A 24280-nucleotide genomic window follows, 5' to 3' on the forward strand; every position below is an offset into this window, starting at 1 on the left:
ACCGCCGCAGAAGCTTCCGGTCGGCGATCCTCCGCCTCAGGGCGATCCGACGTTCCATTGCCCTCCGCCGTCGACGAGCCATACGACACCTCGGCACTTCCGCCGGGTCGCGGGAAGGGATCGAAGACCCGCGATCCTACCGCGACCGCCCGGCTTCCTTCAAGACCTATCCGCCCTGCCCGCCGGCGCCCGCCGGCCGTCCGGGCCGGGAACAAAAAAACCCGCGTCACCTTTCGGTGGCGCGGGTCAAACGTTTCTTCGAAGAGTCCGAGCGCGCGCCACCTAGAAGGTGGCAAGTCGAATGACAAGAATGCAGACTCGGCCGCGCTCGAACATCGAGGGATTACTCTACCGGCGCCCCGGAGCCGAGTCAACAGGAATCTCGTGGACGCCCCCCCGGCCGCGCCGCTACAATTTCTCCCCATGATCGCCGGGAAAGCCACGCCCGAAGGAACCGCCGGCTTCGCCCGCCGCCATGCCGGACTCGATCCGGGCCACTGGCGGACGCCCTTGGGACTGACGGTTTCCTCCATCGGCCTGGGAACCTATCTCGGCAACGCGGATCCCGTCACGGACCGCAAGTATGCCGACTCCGCCCGCCGGGCCCTGGAGCTCGGAGTCAACGTTCTGGATTCCGCGATCAACTACCGGTATGAGCGCAGCGAGCGCTCCGTGGGCGCCGCCCTCCGCGAAGCGATCTCCTCGGGTCTCGTCTCCCGCGAGGAGGTTGTCCTCTGCACCAAAGGCGGGTTCATCACCGGAGACCTCGGTCCGGCCACCCGCGAGTGGTTCGAGACCCAAATCCTCCGACCCGGTCTGGCCCGGCTCGAGGACGTGACCGCGGGCGGCCATTGCATGGCGCCCGGGTTCCTCCGGCACGAACTCGACCGGAGCCGCCGCAACCTCGGCGTCGAAACGATCGACGTCTACTATGTCCACAATCCCGAAACCCAGATTCCCGAAGTGGGCGAGGACGAATACTATCGCCGCCTCACCGCCGCCTTCGCCGCCCTCGAAGAGGCCGCCCGCGAAGGCAAGCTTCAGTTCTACGGCACGGCCACCTGGAACGCCTACCGGGTCCCGCCCGGAGACGAAACGCACGCCTCCCTCGAACGCACCCTGGAATGCGCCCGCGCGGCCGGAGGCGCGGATCACCGCTTCCGCGTCATCCAGCTCCCCCTGAGTCTGGCGCTTCCCGAGGCGTACGCGGTGCCCACGCAAGCCGTCGCCGGGACGGAGCGGCCCGCCCTCGAGGCGGCCGCCGCGCTCGGACTCGTCGCGTTCACCAGCGCCCCGCTCGTCCAGGGCCGCCTCCTGGGACACCCCGCGCTTCGTTCCGCCCGCGACAAGTTCCCCGGCCTGCGCACGGACGCGCAGCGGTGCCTGCAGTTCGCCCGCTCCGTCCCCGGCGTCGCCGCGGCGCTCTGCGGAATGAAAACCGCCGAACACGTGGAGGAAAATCTCCAGGTGGCCTCCGTCCCGCCGCTTTCGGCGGAGGCGCTGGCGACCCTCTTCGGGACCGGACCCTGACACCGAGTCCGAAAACGTTGACGCCCCCGCCCCCCGGAGCTAGGGTCATCTTCCGCGCACGGGGGAACCATGAGGCGAGGGATAGCCGCCGCCGGCAACTGGATCGTCGACCGCGTCAAGATCATCGACGCCTGGCCGCAGGAAGAGCGCCTCGCCCAGGTCCTCAGCGTCACGCGCGGCGGCGGCGGGGGCGCCCACAACGTCCTGATCGACCTGGCCCGCATGAAGGCGCCCTTCCCTCTCGTGGGAATCGGGTGGGTGGGCAACGACGAGGACGGCCGGTATCTCATCGAGGAAGCCCGCGAGCTCAAGGTCGATTTTTCCGGCATCCGCGTCAGCCTGGATCATCCCACGTCGTTCACGGACGTCATGACCGTCCAATCGACCGGGAAGCGCACCTTCTTCCACGCCCGCGGGGCGAACGCCCTGCTTTCGGAAGACGACGTCGATCCGGGCTCCTGCCGGATCCTGCATCTGGCCTACCTGCTGCTTCTGGATCGGATCGATCCGGTGGCGCCCCGGCTCCTGGCGCGCCTGCGGGCCGAAGGCGTGAAGACCTCGGTGGACCTCGTCAGCGCCGAGCGCGCCCGATTCGCCGAGGTGGTTCCGCCGGCGCTGGAGCACATCGATTACCTCATCCTCAACGAAATCGAAGCCGGCGAATGCACGGATCGGCGCATCCGCCGGCCGGACGGATCGTTCGACCGCAAGGCGCTCGAGGAGGCGGCGCGGCTCCTGTGGAGGGAGAATCTCGTGGTCGTTCACATGCCGGAAGGGGCCTTCGCCAAGGCGCCCGGCGAAGAGGCGTGGGTTCCCTCCCGGCCCGTGCGGCGGATCGTCAGCACCGTGGGCGCCGGAGACGCCTTCTGCGCGGGGATGCTGTACGCCCTGCACGAGGGCTGGCCGCTCCGGCAGGCCCTGGATCTGGCCCACGCCGCCGCGGCCGCCTGCCTGGGGCACGAAACGACCACCGAGGGGTTGCGGCCGATCCAGGACCTCTGAGGCCGCCATCGAAGGAGCCCGCGTCCATGAGCCACCTCAAGCCGCGCCTGAACCGCCTGTTCGCCCGCACGGGCAAGTGCTTCGACGTCGCCGTCGACCACGGCTTCTTCAACGAGTTCTCGTTCCTCGGAGGGATCGAGGACCTCGAAAAGGCCGTCCGCACCATCGCGGAGGCGGGTCCGGACGCCATCCAGCTCACCGTGGGCCAGGCCCGACTCCTTCAGGACCTGCCCGGACCGCGCAAGCCCGCGCTCGTCCTGCGCACCGACGTGGCCAACGTCTATCACCCGGCGCTGCCTTCGGCGCTCTGGTCGAAAATGATCGACGATCCGGTGGAGCAGGCGCTGGCGCTGGACGCCGCCTGCGTGGTGGTGAACCTCCTGCTTCTTCCCGGACAGCCGGACCTCCACGGCCAGTGCGTGGACAACATCTGCCGCCTCAAGCCCGCCTGCGAGCGCTACGGAATGCCGCTCATGATCGAACCGCTCGTCATGCGGCCCAACGACAAGGGCGGCGGCTACATGGTGGACGGAGACCTGCGCAAGATCACGGCGCTCGTGCGCCAGGCGGTGGAGCTGGGCGCCGACGTCATCAAGGCCGACCCCTGCGACGACGTGCGGGAATACCACAAGGTCGTGGAGATCGCCGGCCGCGTGCCGGTGCTCGTCCGCGGCGGAGGCAAGGCGCCCACGGCGGAGATTCTGCGGCGGACCTACGACCTGATGCAGCAGGGCGCCCGGGGCATCGTCTACGGCCGCAACGTCATCCAGCATCCGGATCCGGCGGGAATCACCCGCGCCTTCATGGCCCTCGTCCATGAGGGGGCCACCCCCGAGCAGGCCGCCCGCTTCGTCAAGGAGTAAACGATCCCATGCGCGAGATCCGCTTCGGCATCATCGGCGGCGGCCTCATGGGCCGCGAGTTCGCCTCCGCCGCGGCCCGATGGTGCCACCTGCTCGACGTGGATTTCCGCCCCGTCCTGGTGGGACTCTGCGACACGAACCCCGCGATCTTCGAGTGGTACCGCCGTCATTTCCCGTCCCTCCGGGCCGTCACGACGGAGTACCGCGAGCTTCTGGCCCGCCCGGACATCGACGCCGTCTACTGCGCCGTGCCGCATCACCTCCACCGCGAGCTCTACACGGAAATCATCCGCGCGGGCAAGCATCTCTTCGGCGAAAAGCCGTTCGGCATCGACCTGCCCGCCTGCCGCGCGATCGTGGAGGAGATCCGCCGCCGCCCGGACGTCTTCGTCCGCTGTTCCTCGGAATTCCCGTTCGTGCCGGGCGCCCAGCGCGTTCTGCGCGCGATCCGCGAAAACCGCTTCGGGCGCATCATCGAGGTGAACGCCGGGTTCCTGCATTCCTCGGATCTGAACCCGGAAAAACCCATCAACTGGAAACGGCAGGTGGAGTTCAACGGGGAATACGGATGCCTCGGCGACCTCGGCATGCACGCGCTCCACGTGCCGCTGCGGGCGGGATGGCGTCCCCGCCGCGTCTTCGCCCAGCTCAACAAGATCGTCTCCGAACGGCCCGACGGCAAGGGCGGCCGGGTGCCGTGCCTCACGTGGGACAACGGAACGCTCCACTGCGACGTCGTCAACCCGGCGGACGGCCTTCCGTTCCCGATGACGCTCCGGATCTACCGGATCGCCCCGGGCGAGACCGACACCTGGTACCTCGAAATCCTCGGCACCCGCTACAGCTGCCGCTTCTCCAGCCGCAACATGAAGGCCTTCCAGTTCATGGAGTACGCCCCCGGCGGCCCTCAGACGTGGCAGGAGGAGAACCTCGGCTACGAAACGATCTACCGGACGATCACCGGAAGCATCTTCGAGTTCGGATTCTCGGACGCGATCCTTCAGATGTGGGCGGCGTTCCTGGACGAGATGGTCCACGGCCGGGCCCCGTACGGCTGCGTCCGCCCGGAAGAAGCGCTCGACTCCCACCGGCTGTTCACGGCGGCCCTGGAGTCCCAGAAGACCCGGCAGGCGGTCGAAATCGATTACGCCTAACGCAGCGGTCCGTGGCCGAAGACGTCCACGGTTCCGTTCCGGTCGCCCACCACGAGATCGTCGGCGAGGGAAAGAAACACCGCCCAGCGCCCGTCCGAGGAGAGAACCGGAGACAGGGAGTAGCTGTTTCCCGGTCCTCCCACGGGCCCGACGGAAACCACGCGTTCGGCTCCCGAAAGGAGGTCCTGAACGCGGATCTGGAGATCCTCCGGAGGGCCGAAGGAATCCCTGGCGTTGGGCACCATCCGCGTGTAGGCCAGAAGCCGCCCGTCCTGCGTCAGGGCGACGCGATCGGCCTCGGCGAGGAAAACGGCCGGACCGACGGACAGCTCGAAGGCGAACGGACTCTCGGCGACCCGGCGCGTCGTGAACGGAGAAGAAAGCTCCCGTACGAACACCGCCGGCCCGGATCCGCCGAGATTCCCGGCAATGGACGTGAAGGCCACGTGCGTGGCGTTGGAATTGACAAAGGGTACTCTCGAATCTCTGTCGAACGGAGTCCCCGTCGCTCCCGTTTCGCGGGAAACGAGCGTCACATTCCCCGTCCACGGGGCGGTTCCGGCAAAGATGTGAGCAATCCCCGAGCCGCCCGACCCGAGATTCGAAGCCCGCGAAGCGAAGACCACGACCTGACCGTTCGCCGAAAGATGAGGATCCACGGAGTGCTCATCGGCGCCGGTGGAGGAAGCGCCCGCCGCATGCGAGACGAGCGCATACGTCGGCGGAGAAGCGCTCATGTCGGCAACGTAAACCTGGGTGACTCCTCCGCTTGAGAAGCTCCCCAGATCGGAGGCCATGCTCTGAAAGGCCACGTAGCGGCCGTCGGCGGAAATGCTGGGATTCTCCAACGAGGCGTCCGGCCAATCTGTGGCGCTCGCGTTGCTGTAGCCCACGCGCCGCAGGGCCCCCGTAACCATGTCCCGGACGAAGAGGTTCGTCTGGCCGGCGTCCGCGTTGGGATTCACTCCATCGAACTCGGTCGCCGTCTGGAAAACCACGAATCGGCCGTCGGCGGACACGGCCGGATTGAAGCAATCGGCCACGAACTTCTTCGGATCCCGGATGTCGCCGAGGCGGGAGACGTTCACCACGAGATCGGAAACTCGATCCCGAAAGTAGATTTCCTCGAAGCCCGTGGAGCCGCTGGCCAGGTTCTGAGCCTTCGAGGAAAAGACGACGTACCGGCCGTCCGCCGAAACCGAAGGAGGGCCGGACTCCCCGTTGGCCTCCACCGTCCCCGTCCCCACCGAAAGGCGGAACGTCACGGCGCGGGGCTCGTTCTCTCCGAGGTTTCCGCCGCACGAGTCCCCCCGAAGGAGGAGCGCCGCCCCCAGAAGCGCCGCCCCGCGGAGCCACCGATGCGCTTTACAGCTCATACGTGAACCCGAACGCCAGGTTGAAGGAATCTCCGCCCACGTCCATCGCCGCGTCGAGCGCCCAGTTCTTGCCCCGCGCGTCCGTCCAGGAAAGCCCCAGGCCCGCCGTGAAGATGTTGAAGCGGCTCCCGTCCGTATCCACGAGGAGCTTGTAGTTCGACGTCATCGGCAGGTTGTCCTCGTCGTCCCACGGGGCCTGGAACCGGCGGAAGCCGGCCCGCGGATAGAGGTTGACGCGCTCGGCCACGCGGAAGCGGTATTCGAGGCCCACGGAGTAGTTGACGGCGTCCTCGAAGGAAGGCTGCCCGATGAAGGTCGGCTTCTCGGCGGTGGCGCTCCAGTCCACCCACTGGAGGTCCACCGTGGCGCGAAGCAAACTCCCCTCGAAGAAATAGCCCGTCAGCCCCACGTTCACCTGCTGCGGCATGTCGAAGGCCGGGAAGATCCGGGGATCCGAGTTGAACTCCCACCGGATCGCGCTCTGGTAGGCGGCGCCGAAGTTGAGCTTGAAGCTCGCCCCGTTGTCGTAGAGGCCCACCAGGATCCCGCCGCCTCCCCCCGGCGCGGTGGCGGTGTCGCGGATCGACTCGTCCTCGTGGTCGAATTCCCAGCGCTCGTACCCCAGGTCCGCGCCCGCCCCGAGCGCCACGTGCGTGAGAAATCCCGCCTCGCCCGCGCGGACCCGCCGGAAGTCGATCGCGAAAGCCGCCCGGAACCGGCTGAAGGACTCCTCGACGTTCGTGTCCGGAACGAAGACCTGCTGGGCGGGATCCTCCACGCGGTCGAAGCTGTAGTTGAGGTGATAGGGCCGCGCGTAACAGATGCCGACCGCCATGGGAAGGTCTTCCGTGCCGAGCTGGAAGACGAAGCCCAGGTAGGACGGAAGAAGCGCCGGATCCACGAAGGTCGTGCGCGCCTCGGCGGAGAATTCGATCGCGGTGCCGCCGGCCGAAAGCTCCCGCTGGAGGGGGTAGGTCGTGTAGGTCTGGTACGAAATCGACATCTGGTTGGGCTGCGTAGCGATCCCGGCGGGGTTGAGCCAGATGGACACCGGATCGTCCTCGAAGGCGGTGTAGCTTCCGCCCATGGCCTTGGTGCGGGCGCCCAGCTGCTGGTCCTGCGCGAAGGCCGCCGCGGTCGCCGCCGCCAGCCATGCCGCCGCGAGCGCGGTCCGGCCGCCTCTCCCGTTCCCCATCCCGATGAAATTCTAGCCCGCGGTTCCGGCCCCGGGGAAAATTTTATCGGGATTCATCGGGCCAGCCGGTCGATCTTGGCGGCCAGGATGAAGTCGTTCTCGTGAAGCCCGCCGATCTTGTGCGTCCAGATCTCGACGAGCACCTTGTTGTAGTGGACGTGAAAATCCGGGTGGTGGCCTTCCGCCTCTGCCAGCTCCGCCATGGCGTGGACGAACTTCATCGCCTTCCTGAAGTCCTTGAAGGAGAACTCGCGCCGGAGCCGGTCCGCGCGCTCGGAAAGCTCCCACCGGGGAACCTCCGCCGCCCGGAGCTTTTCGGCTTCCTCCCGCGGGAGGGGCGGCGTGCCCCCCTTGCACGGCCCGCATTTCCGATCCGCCAGAGCCACGAAAGTCTCCTCCCGATCAGGCTCCCGACGGCTGCGCCTCCGGAACGGACGCCCCCGCCTCCTGCGTCCGGGGCGGCCGGAAGAAGACGGCAAGCGCCACCGCCGCCCCCAGGGCGATCAGCGTGGGCATGATGAACATCGAACGCCAGTCGGTGACCCCGTTCTTCGTGAAGACCTCGTCGAAAAGCACCGGGCACAGGAAATTGGCCACCAGCTGCCCGATCCCCAGAATCATCACGTTGAAGAGGCCCTGGGCGCTGGAACGCGCATCCTTGGGGAAGAACGCATCCACGAAGATGTAGACCGTGGCGAAGAAGAACGCGTAGCAGATGCCGTGCAGGACCTGGACCCCGACGACGAGCGCCGGACTCGGCGCGAAGGCGTACACCGCGAAGCGCGCCGCGTGCCCCAGAATCCCGAGCGTCATCGTCGCCCGCCACCCCAGCTTCTTGAGCACCAGGCCGAGCACCGCCATGGTCAGAATCTCCGAGACCTGACTGATGCTCATGACGGGCATGATCCATTTGCCCTCCAGACCCACCACGGGGCTGGCCAGAAACCGGCCCGTCCAGCTGAAGTAGCACGTGTGCACGAACGAATCCACGAACGTGATGATCCAGAGCACCAGTACGAAGGGATGCCGCAGAAGCTTCATGGCCTCCAGCCAGGCGAGCTTCCCGGCCCCCGCCTCCCCGGCCTTCCGCGGCGGCGTGTGGGGAAGCGACAGACTGAAGATCGCCAGGGCGAGCGACGCCGCCCCCGCCACGACGTACGTCCACCGCGTGGCGTCCACGACCTGCTCCGGATTCAGACCCTGGAAGATGAAATAGATCGGCCAGGCGGCCAGGATCCATCCGATCGTGCCCCCCATGCGGACCAGACCGAACTCCTTCTGCGCGTCCTTGAGGCTGGCGAACGCGATGGAGTTCGTGATCGAAATCGTGGGCACGTAGAACAGGCAGTGGACCGTCATCAGGGCGAAGAACGGCCAGAAGCTCCGGGTGAACCCCAGCCCGAGCATCGCCAATCCGCCCACCAGGTGGCTGAAGGCCAGAAACCGCTCCCCGGCGAAGTTGCGGTCCGCGAACTGGTTGCTGAAGAACATGCCCACGATCGCGGCGACCGGGAACGCGTTCAGGATGAGCGACTGCTGGAGCGAGGAAAAGCCCAGGGCCGGAAGATAGCCGAAAATGAGGGGCAGCCACGCCCCCCAGATGAAAAACTCCAGCAGCATCATCACGAACAGCCGGGTCCGCAGAAGGGGCATCCCCCGCCGCGCGCCATCCATCGCAGCACCTCCTGGGCGAACGATCAGCGACATGCCGTCCCCTCCACCCGGCGTCCGGTCACTTCCTTCCCTTGAAGACGTCCTCCGCCGTGTACTCCTCGCGCGCCGGAGCCGGCACGTACTCGTCCAGCCCTTTCGGGGGCCACGACAGCCGCTCTCCCCGCTCCGCCGACATGTAGCAGGCCATCAGAAGCTTCGTCACCTCCAGGCCGTCCTCGAAGGTCTCCATAGGCTTCTGCCCCGTGCGGAAGCACTCCACCATGTGCCGGTTCTCGGCCGTGTAGCCGTACTCGCTTTCCTCCTCCGGCACGACCGGCATGAGCCCCTGCTCGGCCGCCTGCTTTTCGACCAGATCCTCCCCCTCCTTGCCGCGCACCTCGCGGGAGAAGAAGACCTGCAGATGGTTGTTGAGGGAACTGCCCTGCATGAAGTACTCGGGGCCCATGACCTCCATCGAAAGCCGCAACCCCGGCCCCATGAAGCTCCACGAGGTGGTCACTTCCGTCAGGACCGGCCGGCCTTCCTCGTCCTCCCAGGTCACGGTCGCCCGGGCGAAGTCCTCGCTGGGGCGGCGCGTGTAATCGACCCCCATGCGCTCCTTGAGCTTCCGGGCGTAGTCCGGACGGGCCCACTTGAGGGTCGCGATCTCGGCGCTGACGGTGCGGGGTTTGAGGCTGTCGCGCCCCTTGCGGGGATCCGTCAGGAGGAACCGCGCCGCCTCGATCGAGTGGCACATCATGTCGTTGAGCACGCCGCCGCCCTGCTCCTTCCCCTTCCAGAACCACGGCTCGTGCGGACCGCCGTGCTCCTCGGCCGCCCGCGCCAGATACGGCCGGCCCGCCGAAGGCACCCCGCGGCGCCAGAGAATCTCCTTGCCCCGGGCCACCATGGGGGCGTACACCTGGTTCTCGAGGTATCCCGTGTTGAATCCCTTGACCAGCTCCACCACCTTGCGCGCCTCTTTCACGTTGCGCGCCAGCGGCTTCTCGCAGGCGATCCCGAGGAGCTTCCCCTTGCCGGCGTCCACGATCTCCTGGATCACCTCCACGCGGGAAAAGTTCGGGCTGCACACCCAGATCGCGTCGATCCCGGGCGCCTTGACCATCTCGGAAATCGAGGTGTACGCCCTGGCCTCCCCCACCCCGAGGTCGCGCGCCAGCTTGGCGGCCTTCTCGGCCTTGGCCCGCGTCCGACTGCACACCCCCAGAATGTCCGCATGCCGGACGCCCACGAACGACTTGATGTGAAAAGTCCCCACGAACCCGGCGCCGACGACGCCCACCCCGAGCCGCTTCGCCATAAGTCTCCCCTTTCGTTTCCCGCGAGAGCCGGTACCTTACCATCCCCGCCCGGCAAATCAAAGCTTTGAAGCCGCCCCGCCGGGACCGAAACGGGATACCCCGCGCGCCCTCCTTCGGGTACACTCCCCCGCCATGGCGCCCTACCTCTGGATGCTCCTGGCGGCGGCGAGCTTCGCCACCATGAACGCCCTGGGCCGCGCCGCCTCCGAACGCGGCGCGGACTGGCGGCTGGTGGCCCTGGCCCGCGTGGGGCTCATGCTCCTTTTCGCCTTCGTCATCGCGCGGGCCGGACGCGTCCGCCTCGCCTTCCTGCGGCCGCCCGCCCTCTGGATGCGCAGCCTCGCCGGCAGCGCGGCGCTTCTTTCCACCTTCTACTCCGTCACCCACCTGCCCCTTTCGGATGCGGTCACTCTGATGAACACCGTCCCCGTCTGGGTCACCCTCCTCTCCTGGCCTCTCCTCGGCGAGCGCCCCGGACTCAAGGAAGCCGCCGCCGTGGGCGTCAGCATGCTCGGCGTCGTCCTGATCGCCCAGCCCCACTTCCGCGAAGGGAACCTCGCCATCCTCGTGGCTCTGGCCAACGCGGCCTTCACGGCCGTGGCCGTCCTGGGACTGCATCGCCTGGGGGGGATCGACCCTCGCGCGGTCGTCGTCCACTTCTCCGCCGTGGCCACGGCGGTGGGCGGCGCGGTCCTGTCCCTTTCGGGCCTGGAACCGCATCTGCCGGCGCTCCGAAACGCCCAGGCGATGGCGCTCCTCGTGGGCGTGGCCCTCGTGGGAACCGTGGGACAGATCGGGCTCACCCGCGCCTTCGCGCTCGGAGTGCCCGCGCGCGTCTCCGTGGTGGGCCTCACCCAGCTCCTCTTCGCGGTCGGCTACGACGTCTTCCTCTGGCACCGCACGGTGAACGCCTGGGCCGCGGCCGGCATGATCCTTGTGGCCGCCCCCACCGCGTGGCTCCTCCTGCGCCGCGCGCTCCGCCGGAATCGCGCCGGCGGGAATGAAGAAATCGTCAAACGCGACGAACTTTCCGCCGTCCCATAGTAGAGGCGGGATCTGCGGGCTTTCGTCAACCTGAAATCGACGGGAGGGTTCCCATGCGCATCCTCGTCCTGGCGAGCCTTCTGGCGGCCCTTCAGGAACCTCCCAAGCCGCCGCCCGCTCCGCCGACCCCCGCCGCCCCGGCCGCCCCCCAGCCGCCGCCCCCCAAACCGCCCGAGTTCCCCCGCTTCGAGGACGTCGTCCGGGATCTCGAAGTCAAGAAAGGCTATTACACCCTCTACCAGAAAGACAACCGCCTCCTGGCCGAAATCCCCGCCGAGCGGCTCAATAAGCCCTTCCTCCTGGCCACGAGCTTCGCCCGCGGCGACATGAGCGGCTGGATGTGGGAGGAATACCTGGTCCAGTGGATCCGGGTGGACCGGAGGCTTCTGCTGATCGAGCCTGAAGTCCGCCACCGCGCCCGCCCGGACGACCCCCTGGCCTCCTCCGTCCGGCGCAACTACACCGAATCGATCATCGCCTTCGCCGACATCGTCACGGTCACCCCGTCCGGAGCTCCCGTCATCGACCTTTTCATGCTCCTGACCCAGCGTTCCCCTCAGTTCCTTGGACCCGCCTTCACACGCTTGTTTCTCCCGCGCGGCATCGATCCCATGACCGCCAAGCTTCACCAGCTCAAGGTCTTCCCGAGCAATCTGGAAATCGAGGTGGACCTTCCTCCGATGGGACGCGGGCCGATCACCACCGTGCACTACAGCCTCTCGGAGCTTAAGGAAACCGGATACCGCCCGCGGCTGGCCGACGACCGCGTAGGTTATTTCCTCACCTCCGTGAAGGATTACTCCAAGAGCCCCAAGGACGACACCCGTTTCGTCCGCTACATCAACCGCTGGCACATCCAGAAGGCCGATCCGCGCCTGAAACTCTCGCCGCCCAAGGAGCCGATCGTCTTTTACATCGAAAAGACCGTCCCCGTGCAGTACCGCCGGGCCGTCCGCGAAGGCATTCTCGAATGGAACAAGGCCTTCGAGAAAATCGGCATCAGCGAGGCCATCGTCGTGCGCCAGCAGACCGACACGAACGAGTTCGCCGCGCTCGACCCCGAGGATGTCCGGTACAACTTCTTCCGCTGGATCACCAGCGACCGCGCCTTCGCCATGGGCCCCTCGCGCGTGGACCCGCGCACCGGCCAGATCCTCGACGCCGACATCATCTTCGACGACGCCATGATCCGCGCCTACCTCCAGGACCACCGGCTCCTCATCGGGGAAGCCGCCCGGGCGAGACTTTCGCCGCGCCTGCGGGAGTTCCTGGACGCGCGTCCGGAAATCGATCCGCTCCTGGCCGAGCTGCCCGGGGACCGGGAATCCCGCGAATCGATCCTGGCCGCGCTGCGCGAACGGGAAGCGATGGGGATGCTCGACGGCAACGGCCGCAAGGCCTGCTCTCTCGGCCGCGGCCTCCTGCAGCAGATGCATCTGGCCCAGCTGGCCGGTCTGGCCCTCTCGGGAGAGGACGCCCTGGACAAGTGGCCCGAGGAGTTTGTGGATCAGGTGGTCAAGGAAATCGTCATGCACGAAGTCGGCCACACGCTGGGCCTGCGCCACAACTTCAAGGCCTCCAGCTGGCGCTCCCTCGACGAGCTGGCGGGCGACGCCCCGCCGGAGGACACCAGCGGCTCGGTCATGGACTACAACCCCCTCTGGATCCCCGCCGACCCCAAGAAGCCCGCCCGGTACGTCCCCTGCACGATCGGCCCCTACGACTACTGGGCGATCGAGTACGGTTACAAGCCGCTGGCGGCCCCCTCGCCCGAACAGGAAAAGCCCGAGCTCGACAAAATCGCCCGCCGCGGAGCCGAGAAGGGACTCGCCTACGGCACCGACGAAGACCTCTGGTCGAGCGACCCGTTGATCGAACTCTTCGATTTCGGCAGCGATCCGCTGGCCTACAGCGTCGAACGGATGCGTCTGGTTCAGCAGATCCAGGAGAAACTTCTCGACCGCGCCGTGCGCCCCGGCGACTCCTACGCCAAAGCCCGGCGCGCCTTTATGGTGCTGCTTCTCGAGCGCCTGGAGGCGGCCGGTCGCGCCGCCCGCCACGTGGGCGGCCACTCGATCGCGCGCGACCACCGCGGAGATCCCGGCGAGCGGCCTCCCGTGACGCCCCTGACCGGCGACAAGCAGCGCGAGGCGCTGGCGTTCCTGCGCGACCACGTCTTCTCCGACGCCGCCTATCGGTTCTCCCCCGACCTCCTCAACCGCCTGGGGGCGAACCGCTGGCGGGACTGGGGCCAGGAATTCGATTTCGACGTGGAGTTCCCCATCCACGACTACGTCCTCCTGCTCCAGCGCTGGGCGATCCTCGGAGTGCTCAACCCCGAAACCCTCCAGCGGGTGATGGACGCGGAGCTGCGCACGCCCCGCGACCGCGACGCCCTGACGCTTCCGGAGGTCTTCGCCTCTCTCACCCAGGCGGTCTTCACCGAGATTCTCCAGCCGCCCCCGGGAGAGGCGCGCTACTCGGAGCGGCAGCCCTTCCTCTCGAGCTTCCGCCGCAACCTCCAGCGGGAATACGTGGCGCATCTCATCCACATGTCCCTGGAAGCGGAATCGCGCGGCTGGGGATACCCGCGGCAGGCGCGCACGCTCGCCTGGCACGAGCTCAAGCAGATCCACGACCGAATCGACCGCGTGCTTCGGGTCGATCCGCCCCCGGCGTTCGACCGCTACAGCCTCTCCCACCTCGAAGAGGCCCGTCAGAGAATCCGGAGGGCGCTCGAGGCCGCCTTCTCGATCGGCGGCGGGAGCTTCCGATAGGCGCCCGCCACCCGAAGGGATCAGCAGCTCAGAGGGCTGGACGCCCGGCGGCTCAGCGCCCCCGCCCGGCGTAACCCTTCCGCCCGGAGGGGGCGCGAGAAGTGGTAGCCCTGTCCGTACTTCACCCCGAGCCGGCGGACCGCCTCCAGTTCCTCCCGGGTTTCCAGGCATTCCATGATCGCCGGGATCCGAAGCTTCTGAAGCATCCGCGCCGTCGAGCGGACGACCTCCTGCTTGGCCGCGTCGCGTTCGATCCCCCGGCAGAAGTAGCCGGCCAGTTTCACATAATCGGGCTTGAACTCGAGGAGGAAATGCTGATTCGAATGCCCCAGCCCGTAATCGTCCATGGCCACTTGAAAGCCCCGCCGGCGCGCCTCGGCCAGAGCCTCCGCGAAGGCGGGCGCGTTCAGGATCGTCCCCTGTTCCGTCAGCTCCAGAACGATCCCCTCCGGCGCGAACCCCGATCGCTCAACCAGGCGGACGACTTCGTCGGCGAAACGCGGATGCGCCAGGGATCGCGGCTGAACGTTCAGGAAGAGACGGTACCGGCCGCCCAGAAGCCTCGCTTCCGCCAAGGCCGCGCGGATGCACAGGAGGTCGGTCTCGTAAAGCCGCTCCTTGCGCAGCGCGTAATCGAAGAGGATCTCCGGGTTCCGCAACACCGACTCCTCCGGACCGCGCGCCAGGGCCTCGAACCCGAGAACCGGAAAAGGAGGAGTTCCCCGGGAAAGGTCCACGATCGGCTGAAGCACCGCGTGAACGTCCCCGGCGGCCAGAAAATCATCCAGCGGCTCAAGCGCCTCCACCACCCCGGCCGAGGACGCCCCGGCGCCCGGAGCGCCCTCCAGAATCCTCAACGCCAGCCGTTTCGGATCGACGGGCTTGTCGAACACCTCCGCTCCCAGCGAAGCCAGCAGCCGGCGCACCCCCGGCGTGACGTGACCGCTCAGAACGAAAAGTCTCGTCCGGGGAAAGCAGGCCGCCACGTGCCGCACGAGACGCGTTCCGTCCAGCCCCCCCAGCTCGGACAGGCAGAGATCGGTCACCACGACGTCCGGCCGGACATGCTCGACCACCGCCTCGGCCGCCTCCAGCTCCCGGCAGGTCACGACATCGAGACCGTAGCCCTTCAGATGCTCGGAGAGCAGAAGAAGCGTCGTCGGATCGTCATCCAGAAGCAGAACCCGGCGGTGCGATGGATCATGGTCTTTCACGATTTCCCTCCTTATGACTCCCGGAGGACTCGACGAACGCCGGTCGAATCTCCCGCTCGCACCGTCTTCTGGAGCATACCGCATGCCAAACGACAGGACGGTTTCCCGCGGGGGAAACCTACAGAACTGTCGGTTTATCCGACGTGGGTGAAGGGCGTGCCGCCCGCCGGCGCCCCTTGAGGGTTTTCCGAGATGAGACGCGCGTAGTACCGCTCCTGCCGCTCCGTCGCCCGCGCATAGCGGGCGTGCCGCGCCGGATCGGGCTCGAAACGCCGGCCCGTCCGCGCCGGAAGATCCTCCAGCCGCCCGACCTTCCCCAGCGCCTCCAGCGCCAGGAGCGCCGCCCCGCGGCAGGACGCTTCCGGCTCCTCCGAAGCCGCGACCGGAACCCCCAGAGCGTCCGCCAGAATCTGCATCCAGGCCGAAGACCGCAGGAGCGCCCCTCCCGAAGCCACGGCCTCCCGCACCCCTTCGAGCCGCCGAAGGATCAGGCGGAAGCGGCAGGCCACCGCCTCCATCGCCGCCCGCAGAATCTCGACCGGCCGCGTCGCCATCCGGAGCCCCACGATCGCCCCCCGCGCATCCGCCGCCCATCCCGGGCTGCGCTCGCCGGCCAGAAGCGGCAGAAACGTCAGGCCGTGAGCGTCCGGCTCCATTCCGGCGACCTCCCTTTCCGCCTCCTCCGGCAGCCGAAACGTCCGCCGCGCCCACTCGATCAGATTGCCCCCGTCGTTGAGCGCTCCGCCGACGACCCCACGGCGCCGGTCCACTCGATAGGCGAAAAGCCCCGGTAGCGCCCCCAAGCGCTCGGCCGGCACGACGACACGGAGCGCCCCCGAGGTGCCGACCATGACCCCCGCGCGTTCGGGCGTCACGGCGCCGGCGCCGAGGTTGTTGCAGGCGCCGTCCCCGACCGGCGGAAACCACGGAAGGTCCCGCAACGCCGGCCACCGCCGGGCCCCCTCGGGCCGCAGGCCGCGGAACGCGTCCCCCACGTCTCCGAGCGGCGAGAGCTGCTCCTGCCGGACGCCGGCGGCCCTCAGGATTTCCTCGTCGTAGAGACAGGATCGGACATCGAGAAGGCCGGTGGCGGAAGCCATGGACACGGTCGCCCGAAACCGCCCGAACCAGCGGGCGTACAGAAATTCGCCGAACGATACCCAGCGGGCCGCTCGGGCGAAGACGTCGGGCTGCGTCCGGGCGATCCAGCGAAGCTTGGCCGGATGATAGCACGGATGGAGAAAACATCCCGTCCGTTCGTGGTAGGCCGCCTCGTCGAGGGACGCCCGCAGGGAGCGCGCCTCCGCCGCGCTGCGCAGGTCCGCCCAGGTGTAAAGCGGAGTCACGGGCTCCCCCGCCGCATCCACGCCCATCAGGCTGTGCCAGAAGGTGCAACAGGCCACGGCCGCCGGAGAAAAGCGTTCCGCCCGGACGGCCGCCTCGTCCAGAAGATCCTCCACCGCCGCCGTCAATTCCGCGGGATCGAAGTCCCCCCCTCCGTCGGCGGTCGCGCGGGGACGGTAGGACCGGCGCGTTTCGAAGTCCGGCACGGCGCGCCCCGCGCCGTCGAAAAGAAGGGCCCGGGCGGAGGAAGTCCCTACGTCGAGCGTCAGCACGAAGGGCGCTTCAGGCGCGGGCGGCGTCATAGACCACCTGTCCCCGCGCCAGCGTCCACCGGACCTCCAGCCGCGGCTCGGTCGAAACAAGCACGATGTCCGCGTCTTTCCCCGGATCCAGCGCGCCCTTGCGGTCGGCCACTCCGGCCAGAACCGCCGGGATCAGGCTCGCGCGGCGGACCGCCTGCTCCAGCGACAGGCCCAGCGCCTCCACGGCGTTTCGGACCAGATCGATCATCCGCGCGGTCGAGCTGGCGAAGCCGGTGTTGGAGAGATTCCTCGCGACGCCGCCCTCGACGACGGCGGGCGTCCCCCGCGCCGAACCGAACGTGTACGTTCCGTCGGGCATTCCGGCGCCCCGCATGGCGTCGGTCACGAAGCATACCGCGCGCTCGGCCTTCGCCTTCATCGCCAGAAGCAGGAGCTCCCGCGGCACGTGCTTGAGGTCCGCGATGAGCTCCGTCCCCAGCCGGTCGTCCAGAAGCGCGGCCTCGAGCATCCCCGGAACGCGGAAGGGGCCCTGCTTGACGATCGTGGACATCGCCGAATAGAGGTGCGTGATCATCGACATCCCGGCGTCCAGGGCGCGCAGCGTCTCCTCGAGCGTCGCGTTGCTGTGGCCCCCCGAAGGAACGATCCCGCGGCGGGACGCCTCCCGGATGAATTCGAGGACGCCGGGAACCTCCGGGGCGAGCGTGATCCGCCGGATGACGGCCGCGCGGTCCAGGTAGGCGCGGTTCTCCTCCGGCGAGGGCGGCCGAACGAACCCCGGATCGTGGCAGCCGCTCTTGCCGGGAGCCATGTAGGGACCTTCCACGTGAACGCCGAGGATCTCGACCCCGCCGATCCTCTGCTCCCGGCAGCGCGCGGCCATGTCGATCGCGGCCAGGATCGCCTCCGGCGACTCCGTGGCGGTCGTGGGCAGGTAGGCGGTGGTGCCCCCGGAGGCGTGGAACCGACCGATCGTGTCGAAGGCCTCCTCCGTGGCGTCCATGAAATCGGCTCCGCGGCCGCCGTGAACGTGCAGATCGATGAAGCCCGGACAGGCCGTCAGGCCCGCGCCGTCGAGACGCCGGGCGCCGGGGGGCACGGGCCCGCCCGACGGGGTCACCGCCGCCAGGCGCTCCCCGGCGACGTGGAGATCCCACGTCCCCGGCCGCCCCGGCAACCGAACGGACGTCAGGACGAGGGACACCGGCGCCATGGAAGAGGCGGTCAGCGGGCGGCCTCCGGGTACAGCATGCGGAGGGCGGTCTGATAGTTCATGGTACGGCTGATGATGTCTTCGAGACGTCCGGCGGCTTCGGCACGGTAGCGCGCCGGCTCGGAAAGCCAGAGCTGGGCGCGCTCGCGTCCGCGGCCGGAGGCCACGATGAAGCCCAGCGCCATCTCCATCGTCTCGCGCCCGAAGCTGCCCACCGGAAGGGTGGCCAGGTAAGCGCGCAGTTCGCGCACGAATTTGCCCAGCTGGGCGCGAATCTTCAGGAGCTTCTCGAAAAGCTCCAGCGCCCCATCCACGAAGGCCTGCTGTTCCCCCTTCCTCTTGAGATGCAAAAGCCGCTCCACGGCGTTGCGGGTCGCCTCCGCGTCGAGCATGACCAGGCAGAAGACCTCCCACACCTCGATCTCCTGGTGCGTCTCGGCGAAAATCTGCCGGCACTGGTCCACGCGACGCACGTCGTTGAGGATTTCCGGGTTCACGCCCCGCGGAAGGATAATCGACACCGTCTCCGACGAAGAGGCCGGGGCGGCGGCGGGCTCGGGCGCGGGAGGCGGCGACACGGGAGCTTCGACGCGGTTCGGCGCCGGAGCGGGAGCCGCGGGCGCCGGGACCGGCGCCGGAGCGGCCGCCGGGGCCGGAGGGGGAGCGGGCGGAGCCGCCGCTGGCACCGGGGCGGACTCGACCGCCGCGGGCGCCCCGTCGGCGGACGGAAGCAGCGGCCCCTCGAGCGGCTTTTCGAGGCGCTGGAAGCGCGGGCTGAGCTGCGGCCGGTTCTCCCGGTCGAGGGGGCTCGAAGGCGGCGGCGGAGAGGGCCGCCATTCCCGCAGCGCCTTCTGGTACGTCTCGACGATCCCGGCGATCACCTTGACTTTCGCGGTCGCGTCGGCCGCCTGGCCCGCCGGATCGGCGATCCAGCGCGCCACCGCCTCGCGGCCCTTCTGGGAAATCGTGATGAAGGCGATCGCCAGCTCAAGCAGCTCGGAGTCCCTGGGCGCCGTCGGAAGTCCCGCCAGAAACGTCCGCAGCGAGCGAATCATCCCGCCCTGCTTTTCCCGGATGCCGTCGAGCCTTTGGAGAATGGTCCGGGCGATCCCCGCGGCCCGGTACGCCTCCCGCAGGCCTTCGTAGCGGTAGATCTCCCCGCGCACCATGGCCCGCTCGACCCGCACGAGCTGCACCATCTCCCAAAGTTCCGTGGGCCGCTGGAGGATCCGGCAGAGCTTCAGGCCGTCGATGGAAATGTACAGGTCTTCGAAGATGTCGGGGTCGATTCCCGCGGGGAGTTCGGACATAGTCCAAGTGTATCTTGACGCCCCGCGGGCGGTTGTCAAGATCCGGCAACGGGTCGATTCCCCCGCCGTAAGGCGCAGGAGCGGCTTCCGGCCTTTGAATCCCCCCTGGCCCTTGCCGATGGGGTAATATTGGAAGGGGGTTTGGCGGGCGGAAGGAATGCTTCGGCACAAGCGCATCCTCATCGCGGTCCGGCTGCTTTTTCTCATCCTCATCGGCGCCCTGGCGATCCCGCCCTTCGTCCAGGGCACCCTCTCGCCGATCCTGCCGACGATTCTGGCGGCGTATCTGGTGACCAACCTCGCCCTCCTGGCGGAGCGCGGGCATCGCCTCGCCTCCCAGCGCGTCCAGGCGTGCATGGTCCTTTTTGACATCTCGGTGCTCGTCATCGCGCTGGCGAGCCTCGAGCAGCATCGCCAGGAGCTTTTCCTGGCCATGTTCCTCGTGGTCCTTCTGGCCTCGGCGGGGCAGCGCCTGTCGGTTTCGATCGGCGGGTTCGTGGCGGTGGCCGCCTTCTACGTGGGCTTTTCCGGACGCGGATCCGAGGCGGATGCGGATCGGATCGTGACGCTCCTGACGGGCCTGCCCGTCCTGTTCGTCGTGGCCATCTACGTGGGGTATGTCTCGGAGGCCGTCGCCCGCGAGCGGCAGCGGCGGCTGGAGGCGGAGGACCGGCTGCGCAAGGAGCTCCAGGGGATGCGCCGCATCCAGTCGCTCGCGGCCAGCCCCGTCCTGGAGCCGGACCCGAAATGCGTCCTGGCCGCCGCGGCGGAGGCGGCGCGCTCCCTCCTGGGGAACCCCGAAGCGGCCGTGCTCTGGACCGGACCGGGAGACGCCGGCTTCCGGATCGCTCCCGCGCCCGGCTTATGCCCGGAGCGCGGCCGCCGGTGGAGCGCTACGCCGCCGGAGACCTCCCCCGTCCGCGAAGCCCTCGAGAAGGACGGCGTCGTCCGGCTGGCGCCGCCCGACCGCAGCCCCTGGCTTGAGCCGGGGCTCTCGGAGATCCTTCTGGCTCCCTTCGCCGACCGGGTCGGTCACCTGCAGGGAGCGCTCGTCGTCGCCTGGGTGGAGCCGCACGAACATCTGCGGGCCGAGGAGGAGGCCGCCGCCGCCTTGGTCGAGCAGGCCCGGCTCTGCCTGGAAAACGCCGCCCTCTTCAGGCTTCTCAGTCAAACGCGCGACGTCTGGCAGGCCGCTTTCCAGTCGGTGCCCGCGCCGGTGGTGATCCTTGACGGCGCATGGCGCATCCTTCAGGCCAACCCCGCCTTTCTGACCATCGCGGGCCGGGACGTGGCGGACCTCGTCGGCCGCCCGTTCGCCGACGTTCTGGAGGGCGCCTGCCACGCGGACGGAACCCCGTGGCGCGACGACGACGGCGGCGCCTCGGGCCGCTCCGTGCGGCTGACCATTCCGCGCCTCAACGGGCGCTTCGACGTGACGCGCGGGCCTTACCTGGGCGCGGCGGGCGACGGCCCGGGAACGGTCTGGGTTCTGCGCCCCCTCCCGGCGGACGTCGCGACCCGTTGATCACAGATCTTCCTCCACCGTCATCGAGAGGACTTCCTTGACGTCGGTCAGCCCCTGCAGGACCTTCCGCAGTCCGTCCTGCCGCAGCGTGGCCATTCCCTTCCCGCGCGCGGCCTCGGCGATCTCATCCGCCCGGGCGCGCTTCTGCACGAGCCTCCGCACCTCCGGCGAAACCGCCAGAAGCTCGTGAATGCCGACGCGCCCCTTGTAGCCGGTCTTGAAGCACGCGTCGCATCCTTTGCCCCGCGCCAGGACGGTCTTGCGGCGGTCCAGGCGCAGCGCGTCGAACCGGGCCTCGTCCCCGTAGAGGCTCCGGATCTGGTCCCACTCGTCCGCCGAAGGGGCGTAGCGCTCCGCGCAGCCGTCGCAGATCCGGCGCACAAGCCGCTGAGCCAGGACCCCCAGAAGGCTGTTGCCGAAGGTGAAGGGGTCGAGCCCCATTTCCAGCAGCCGCGTCACCGTCTCGGGAGCGCTGTTCGTGTGCAGGGTCGAAAGGACCAGGTGCCCTGTCAGGGACGCCTCGATCGCGGCGTCCGCCGTTTCGCGGTCCCGGATCTCCCCGATCATGATGACGTCCGGGTCGCACCGCAGGAACGCCCGCAGCGCGCGGTCGAACGTCAGCCCGATCTGGGGGTGCACCTGCACCTGCCGGACCCCCTCCTGCGTGATCTCGATCGGATCCTCGGCGGTCCAGACCTTCACGGACGGCCCCTTGACGTGAGCGAGCGCGGCATGGAGAGTCGTCGTCTTCCCCGACCCCGTCGGACCCACGCACAGAACGATGCCGTGCGGCTGTTCGATGAGCTTCTGGAACCGGTCGCGCACCTCCTCCGTCATGCCGAGCTGGTCGAGCTTGAACACCTGATACTCCGGCAGGAGCCGCAGCACCACGTCCTCATATCCGCCGTGCGTGGGCATGATGGCGACGCGCAGGTCGGTCTTGCGTCCCTGGCGGTCCTTCAGGCGGATCTTGCCGTCCTGCGGCAGCCGGTGCTCGGCGATGTTGAGCTGGCTCATGATCTTCAGGCGCGAGACGACCGGGCGGGCGCACGCCTCCTTGAGGACGCGGTAATCGTGGAGCACGCCGTCCACACGGAAGCGGACGGTCAGCCCGCCCGTCGGCGTGGTCTCCAGATGGATGTCCGAAGCGCCCCGGTCCACCGCCGCCTGGATGATCTCGTTGACGAGACGCACGGTGCGGGAATCGTTGGCGGCGACCTCGGGCTCGAGCGAATAGCCGACCTCGTCGCCGGCCACCGGCTCCCACTCCGCCTCCCCGGCGGCGGGTTCCTCCGCCGCCGGCGGGGCCGCCTCCGCGAGAAACCGGTCGAGCGCGTCCAGGATGTCCTCGCGCACCGCCACGGCGAGCGCCAGCTTTTCCGCCCCCAGGCGCCGGCTGAGATCGTCCACAAGCGTCAGGTTCCGCGGGTTGACCACGACCACCTCGACCGCCGCGCCCTTCCAGCCCACCGGAAGCACCGCGTGGGTCCGCAGAAAGTCCGGCGAGAAACGCCCCAGAAGCTCGCCGGACACCGCCAGTTCCGCCGGCGCCGCGACGAAAGGACACTCGAAGTGCTCCGAAAGGCTCCGCCCCAGGGCCGCCTTGTCGATCCCGCACCGCTCGACCAGGATCCGTTCCACCGAAAGCCCCGACCGGACCGCCTCGTCCCGCGCCTGCTTGAGCGTTTCCCGCGTCAGGAGCCCGGCCTGCAGAAGGTAGTCGTAAGGCGTGGCCCGGGCCGTCCCCTCGACGAGCTGCTGAAGCCGGCGGCCCAGGTGGAGGCAGAGATCGTGAAACACCTTCAGCCGCTCGTCGTCGAGCGCGACATCCGGCGTCCCGTGGGTGAGTTCCGCTACGCCCAGGACCTCGCCCCCCGCCAGAAGCGGCGCGGCCGCCACGTAGCGGCGCACGCCCGCCGGATCCCGCTTCCAGGCGAAGGACTTCTTGTGAGTCATCGCCGCGTAGCCGGCCGCGCTGGAGGGATCCGCCGGCAGGCGGAATTCCCGCAGGCGGCGCCCCTGGAGCGCCCGCGCGTAAAGCTCCCCCGTCAGCGGGTCGCGCCGGTAAACCCGCACCTGGGCGGCGCCCAGAAGCGCGGCGATCTCGGCGGCCACCCGCGACGAAAGGTCTTCGAGACCGGCGGACTTCAGGGACGCGGCGATGCGCCGGCGCCCCGCGTCCAGCTGAGAATTGGTGATCCCGAGGCCCGACTTCGACCCCATATCCCCTCCTTGGCGCCCCCCGCCGCGGCGGACGGCGCCCGGCTCGACGGATCCCCTGGAAAGAGTGTATCCCAAGGAACGGCCGGCCGGGGGGGAAGGCGGCGATCGGGATCAGCGCGTCTGCTGAATCTTGATCGTGGCGCGGACCTGCCCCTGCGAGGCCGCGAAGTGAAGCGCGCAGGTCCGGTTGTCCTTCCGGAGCGTCCCGACGGCCTTGTTCTCGTCGATTTCGTCGCTCGCGCTGACCCACCCCAGCTCGCGCATCGCGGAAACATACTGCCGATAGACGGTCTTGAGGTCCCCCGGCCCCGCGTACTCGAGGGTGCCCCCCTGGAGCAGGCCGCCCGACTTCTGAATCCCCGTCGCCAGCTTGAGCTCGAACCCCGGCACCTCCATGACATCGGTGTCCGGGTACACCCCCGCGGAACCCGCACAACCCGCCAGAACGCCCCAAACCACCGGCAGCAAACGCTTCATGGTCCTCCCTTCGGGACGGAATCGGCGGCCGCCGTCCCGGAAGAAGCATACCATTTGCCCTTCCGGCGGCCATCCCCCCGTCGTATTATAGGGGGACTTTCGATACTTCAAAGAGGAGGGCTGAAATGATTCGACGCGTCGTGGCGCTGGCGGCCGCTCTGTCGGCGGCGGCCGTCCCCGCCTCCGCCCAAGAGCGCGGCATGATCGGCAAGCCGATCAAGGAATTCAAGCTTCGGGACGCCACCAAGGACGGGGACGCCTGGATCAGCTTGGCGGACTTCAAAGGCAAGAGCCCGGTCGTTCTCGTCTGGATCAGCGAGAAGTGCGACGTCACCTGGAAGTACGAAAAGCGCACGGGCGCCCTCCGGGAGGAATTCGGCCCCAAGGGCGTGCAGTTCCTCGCCGTCTGGAGCAGCGCCGCGGACACCCGCGAAGGGATCCGCAAATACGTCGAGTCCAAGAACTACGGCATGCCGGTGCTCGACGACGAGAACGGCGAGCTGGCCCGCTACTTCGGAGCGGTCGTGACGCCGACCTACGCGGTCATCGACAAAGAGGGCGTTCTGCGCTACGTCGGCGCCATGGACGACCTGCAGTGCGGCCCGAACTACCGCGCCGACGAGAGTCAGGTCAAGGAGCGGTACGTCCATTCGGTCCTCACCGCGCTCCTCGAAGGCAAGGAAGTGACCGTCGCCCCGAGAAAGGGCTTCGGGTGAGGGTTCAAGGTTCGCGGGGCTCGTTGAGCCCGACGCCATGATCATCGCCGCACCGGGGGCGGCCGGCCCGCCCCCGGTG

Annotated in this window: 19 protein-coding genes; 8 read left to right on the forward strand and 11 right to left on the reverse strand. The window is 68.5% G+C overall.

What is annotated here, in order from left to right; genetic code table 11:
- Positions 1–423 precede the first annotated feature (423 nt).
- The 4 genes from VNO22_08475 (at position 424) to VNO22_08490 (ending at position 4549) form a co-directional block, all read left to right on the forward strand.
- Positions 424–1530 (forward strand): aldo/keto reductase, encoded by a 1107-nt coding sequence (locus tag VNO22_08475; protein ID HXG61395.1) that lies wholly within the window; start codon positions 424–426, stop codon positions 1528–1530.
- 69 nt (positions 1531–1599) lie between these two features.
- On the forward strand, positions 1600–2532 hold the full coding sequence (locus VNO22_08480) for a carbohydrate kinase family protein (protein HXG61396.1): 933 nt from the start codon (positions 1600–1602) through the stop codon (positions 2530–2532).
- A gap of 26 nt (positions 2533–2558) precedes the next feature.
- Positions 2559–3395: an aldolase gene (locus VNO22_08485; protein HXG61397.1), complete on the forward strand. Its 837-nt coding sequence runs from the start codon at positions 2559–2561 to the stop codon at positions 3393–3395.
- An 8-nt stretch (positions 3396–3403) separates the two neighbouring features.
- Positions 3404–4549, forward strand: a complete 1146-nt coding sequence (locus VNO22_08490) for a Gfo/Idh/MocA family oxidoreductase (GenBank protein ID HXG61398.1) — start codon at positions 3404–3406, stop codon at positions 4547–4549.
- Here the strand turns inward: VNO22_08490 and VNO22_08495 are convergent.
- Genes VNO22_08495 through VNO22_08515 form a run of 5 tightly spaced genes read right to left on the reverse strand, consistent with a single transcriptional unit; the run spans position 4546 to position 10094 of the window.
- Complete coding sequence (locus tag VNO22_08495) at positions 4546–5925, reverse strand: hypothetical protein (GenBank protein HXG61399.1); 1380 nt, start codon at positions 5923–5925, stop codon at positions 4546–4548. The two genes, VNO22_08490 and VNO22_08495, sit on opposite strands and share 4 nt — an antisense overlap.
- On the reverse strand, positions 5915–7120 hold the full coding sequence (locus VNO22_08500) for a hypothetical protein (protein HXG61400.1): 1206 nt from the start codon (positions 7118–7120) through the stop codon (positions 5915–5917). Before VNO22_08500 ends, VNO22_08495 begins: the two co-directional genes overlap by 11 nt.
- A gap of 53 nt (positions 7121–7173) precedes the next feature.
- Positions 7174–7506 carry a 4a-hydroxytetrahydrobiopterin dehydratase gene (locus VNO22_08505; GenBank protein ID HXG61401.1) on the reverse strand — a complete coding sequence of 111 codons (333 nt, stop codon included), beginning with the start codon at positions 7504–7506 and terminating at the stop codon, positions 7174–7176.
- Positions 7507–7522: 16 nt separating this feature from the next.
- Positions 7523–8794 (reverse strand): MFS transporter, encoded by a 1272-nt coding sequence (locus tag VNO22_08510; GenBank protein ID HXG61402.1) that lies wholly within the window; start codon positions 8792–8794, stop codon positions 7523–7525.
- 58 nt (positions 8795–8852) lie between these two features.
- Positions 8853–10094, reverse strand: coding sequence for a Gfo/Idh/MocA family oxidoreductase (locus VNO22_08515; protein HXG61403.1), 1242 nt, complete (start codon positions 10092–10094; stop codon positions 8853–8855).
- A gap of 133 nt (positions 10095–10227) precedes the next feature.
- On the opposite strand from VNO22_08515, the gene VNO22_08520 reads away from it, so the two are divergent.
- Both VNO22_08520 and VNO22_08525 read left to right on the forward strand, forming a co-directional pair.
- Positions 10228–11139, forward strand: a complete 912-nt coding sequence (locus VNO22_08520) for a DMT family transporter (protein HXG61404.1) — start codon at positions 10228–10230, stop codon at positions 11137–11139.
- A 53-nt stretch (positions 11140–11192) separates the two neighbouring features.
- The gene (locus tag VNO22_08525) at positions 11193–13916 is read left to right on the forward strand and encodes a zinc-dependent metalloprotease (protein HXG61405.1); all 2724 of its coding nucleotides are present in this window, start codon (positions 11193–11195) and stop codon (positions 13914–13916) included.
- 20 nt (positions 13917–13936) lie between these two features.
- On the opposite strand, the gene VNO22_08530 is transcribed toward VNO22_08525, so the two are convergent.
- From VNO22_08530 to VNO22_08545, 4 genes are all read right to left on the reverse strand, one after another.
- A complete protein-coding gene (locus VNO22_08530; GenBank protein HXG61406.1) occupies positions 13937–15130 on the reverse strand; it encodes an EAL domain-containing response regulator in 1194 nt (397 codons plus the stop codon).
- 134 nt (positions 15131–15264) lie between these two features.
- Positions 15265–16776, reverse strand: coding sequence for a gluconokinase (locus tag VNO22_08535; protein ID HXG61407.1), 1512 nt, complete (start codon positions 16774–16776; stop codon positions 15265–15267).
- Positions 16757–17950, reverse strand: a complete 1194-nt coding sequence (gene nagA / locus VNO22_08540) for an N-acetylglucosamine-6-phosphate deacetylase (protein ID HXG61408.1) — start codon at positions 17948–17950, stop codon at positions 16757–16759. The genes VNO22_08535 and nagA overlap by 20 nt, the downstream gene beginning before the upstream one ends.
- An 11-nt stretch (positions 17951–17961) precedes the next feature.
- Positions 17962–19260 carry a hypothetical protein gene (locus tag VNO22_08545; GenBank protein ID HXG61409.1) on the reverse strand — a complete coding sequence of 433 codons (1299 nt, stop codon included), beginning with the start codon at positions 19258–19260 and terminating at the stop codon, positions 17962–17964.
- A 157-nt stretch (positions 19261–19417) separates the two neighbouring features.
- Between VNO22_08545 and VNO22_08550 the strand changes: the two genes are divergently transcribed.
- A complete protein-coding gene (locus tag VNO22_08550) occupies positions 19418–20785 on the forward strand; it encodes a PAS domain-containing protein (protein HXG61410.1) in 1368 nt (455 codons plus the stop codon).
- Here the strand turns inward: VNO22_08550 and VNO22_08555 are convergent, their stop codons facing one another.
- Together VNO22_08555 and VNO22_08560 are read right to left on the reverse strand one after the other, a co-directional pair.
- A complete protein-coding gene (locus VNO22_08555; protein ID HXG61411.1) occupies positions 20786–23008 on the reverse strand; it encodes an ATPase, T2SS/T4P/T4SS family in 2223 nt (740 codons plus the stop codon). It lies immediately after the preceding gene.
- Positions 23009–23119: 111 nt separating this feature from the next.
- Positions 23120–23485, reverse strand: a complete 366-nt coding sequence (locus tag VNO22_08560) for a hypothetical protein (protein HXG61412.1) — start codon at positions 23483–23485, stop codon at positions 23120–23122.
- A gap of 125 nt (positions 23486–23610) precedes the next feature.
- On the opposite strand from VNO22_08560, the gene VNO22_08565 reads away from it, so the two are divergent.
- The gene (locus tag VNO22_08565) at positions 23611–24201 is read left to right on the forward strand and encodes a redoxin domain-containing protein (GenBank protein HXG61413.1); all 591 of its coding nucleotides are present in this window, start codon (positions 23611–23613) and stop codon (positions 24199–24201) included.
- Positions 24202–24280: the final 79 nt, after the last annotated feature.

Source organism: Planctomycetota bacterium (assembly GCA_035574235.1).
Classification (GTDB): domain Bacteria; phylum Planctomycetota; class MHYJ01; order MHYJ01; family JACPRB01; genus DATLZA01.

Excerpts from the sequence above, each read along its gene's own strand:
- VNO22_08490 (HXG61398.1), top strand. The coding sequence starts at position 3,404 with ATGCGCGAGATCCGCTTCGGCATCATCGGCGGCGGCCTCATGGGCCGC.
- VNO22_08480 (HXG61396.1), top strand. The coding sequence starts at position 1,600 with ATGAGGCGAGGGATAGCCGCCGCCGGCAACTGGATCGTCGACCGCGTC.
- VNO22_08500 (HXG61400.1), bottom strand. The coding sequence starts at position 7,120 with ATGGGGAACGGGAGAGGCGGCCGGACCGCGCTCGCGGCGGCATGGCTG.
- VNO22_08485 (HXG61397.1), top strand. The coding sequence starts at position 2,559 with ATGAGCCACCTCAAGCCGCGCCTGAACCGCCTGTTCGCCCGCACGGGC.
- VNO22_08560 (HXG61412.1), bottom strand. The coding sequence starts at position 23,485 with ATGAAGCGTTTGCTGCCGGTGGTTTGGGGCGTTCTGGCGGGTTGTGCG.
- VNO22_08565 (HXG61413.1), top strand. The coding sequence starts at position 23,611 with ATGATTCGACGCGTCGTGGCGCTGGCGGCCGCTCTGTCGGCGGCGGCC.
- VNO22_08550 (HXG61410.1), top strand. The coding sequence starts at position 19,418 with ATGCTTCGGCACAAGCGCATCCTCATCGCGGTCCGGCTGCTTTTTCTC.
- VNO22_08495 (HXG61399.1), bottom strand. The coding sequence starts at position 5,925 with ATGAGCTGTAAAGCGCATCGGTGGCTCCGCGGGGCGGCGCTTCTGGGG.
- VNO22_08525 (HXG61405.1), top strand. The coding sequence starts at position 11,193 with ATGCGCATCCTCGTCCTGGCGAGCCTTCTGGCGGCCCTTCAGGAACCT.
- VNO22_08545 (HXG61409.1), bottom strand. The coding sequence starts at position 19,260 with ATGTCCGAACTCCCCGCGGGAATCGACCCCGACATCTTCGAAGACCTG.
- VNO22_08510 (HXG61402.1), bottom strand. The coding sequence starts at position 8,794 with ATGGATGGCGCGCGGCGGGGGATGCCCCTTCTGCGGACCCGGCTGTTC.
- VNO22_08515 (HXG61403.1), bottom strand. The coding sequence starts at position 10,094 with ATGGCGAAGCGGCTCGGGGTGGGCGTCGTCGGCGCCGGGTTCGTGGGG.
- nagA (HXG61408.1), bottom strand. The coding sequence starts at position 17,950 with ATGGCGCCGGTGTCCCTCGTCCTGACGTCCGTTCGGTTGCCGGGGCGG.
- VNO22_08520 (HXG61404.1), top strand. The coding sequence starts at position 10,228 with ATGGCGCCCTACCTCTGGATGCTCCTGGCGGCGGCGAGCTTCGCCACC.
- VNO22_08555 (HXG61411.1), bottom strand. The coding sequence starts at position 23,008 with ATGGGGTCGAAGTCGGGCCTCGGGATCACCAATTCTCAGCTGGACGCG.
- VNO22_08535 (HXG61407.1), bottom strand. The coding sequence starts at position 16,776 with ATGACGCCGCCCGCGCCTGAAGCGCCCTTCGTGCTGACGCTCGACGTA.
- VNO22_08475 (HXG61395.1), top strand. The coding sequence starts at position 424 with ATGATCGCCGGGAAAGCCACGCCCGAAGGAACCGCCGGCTTCGCCCGC.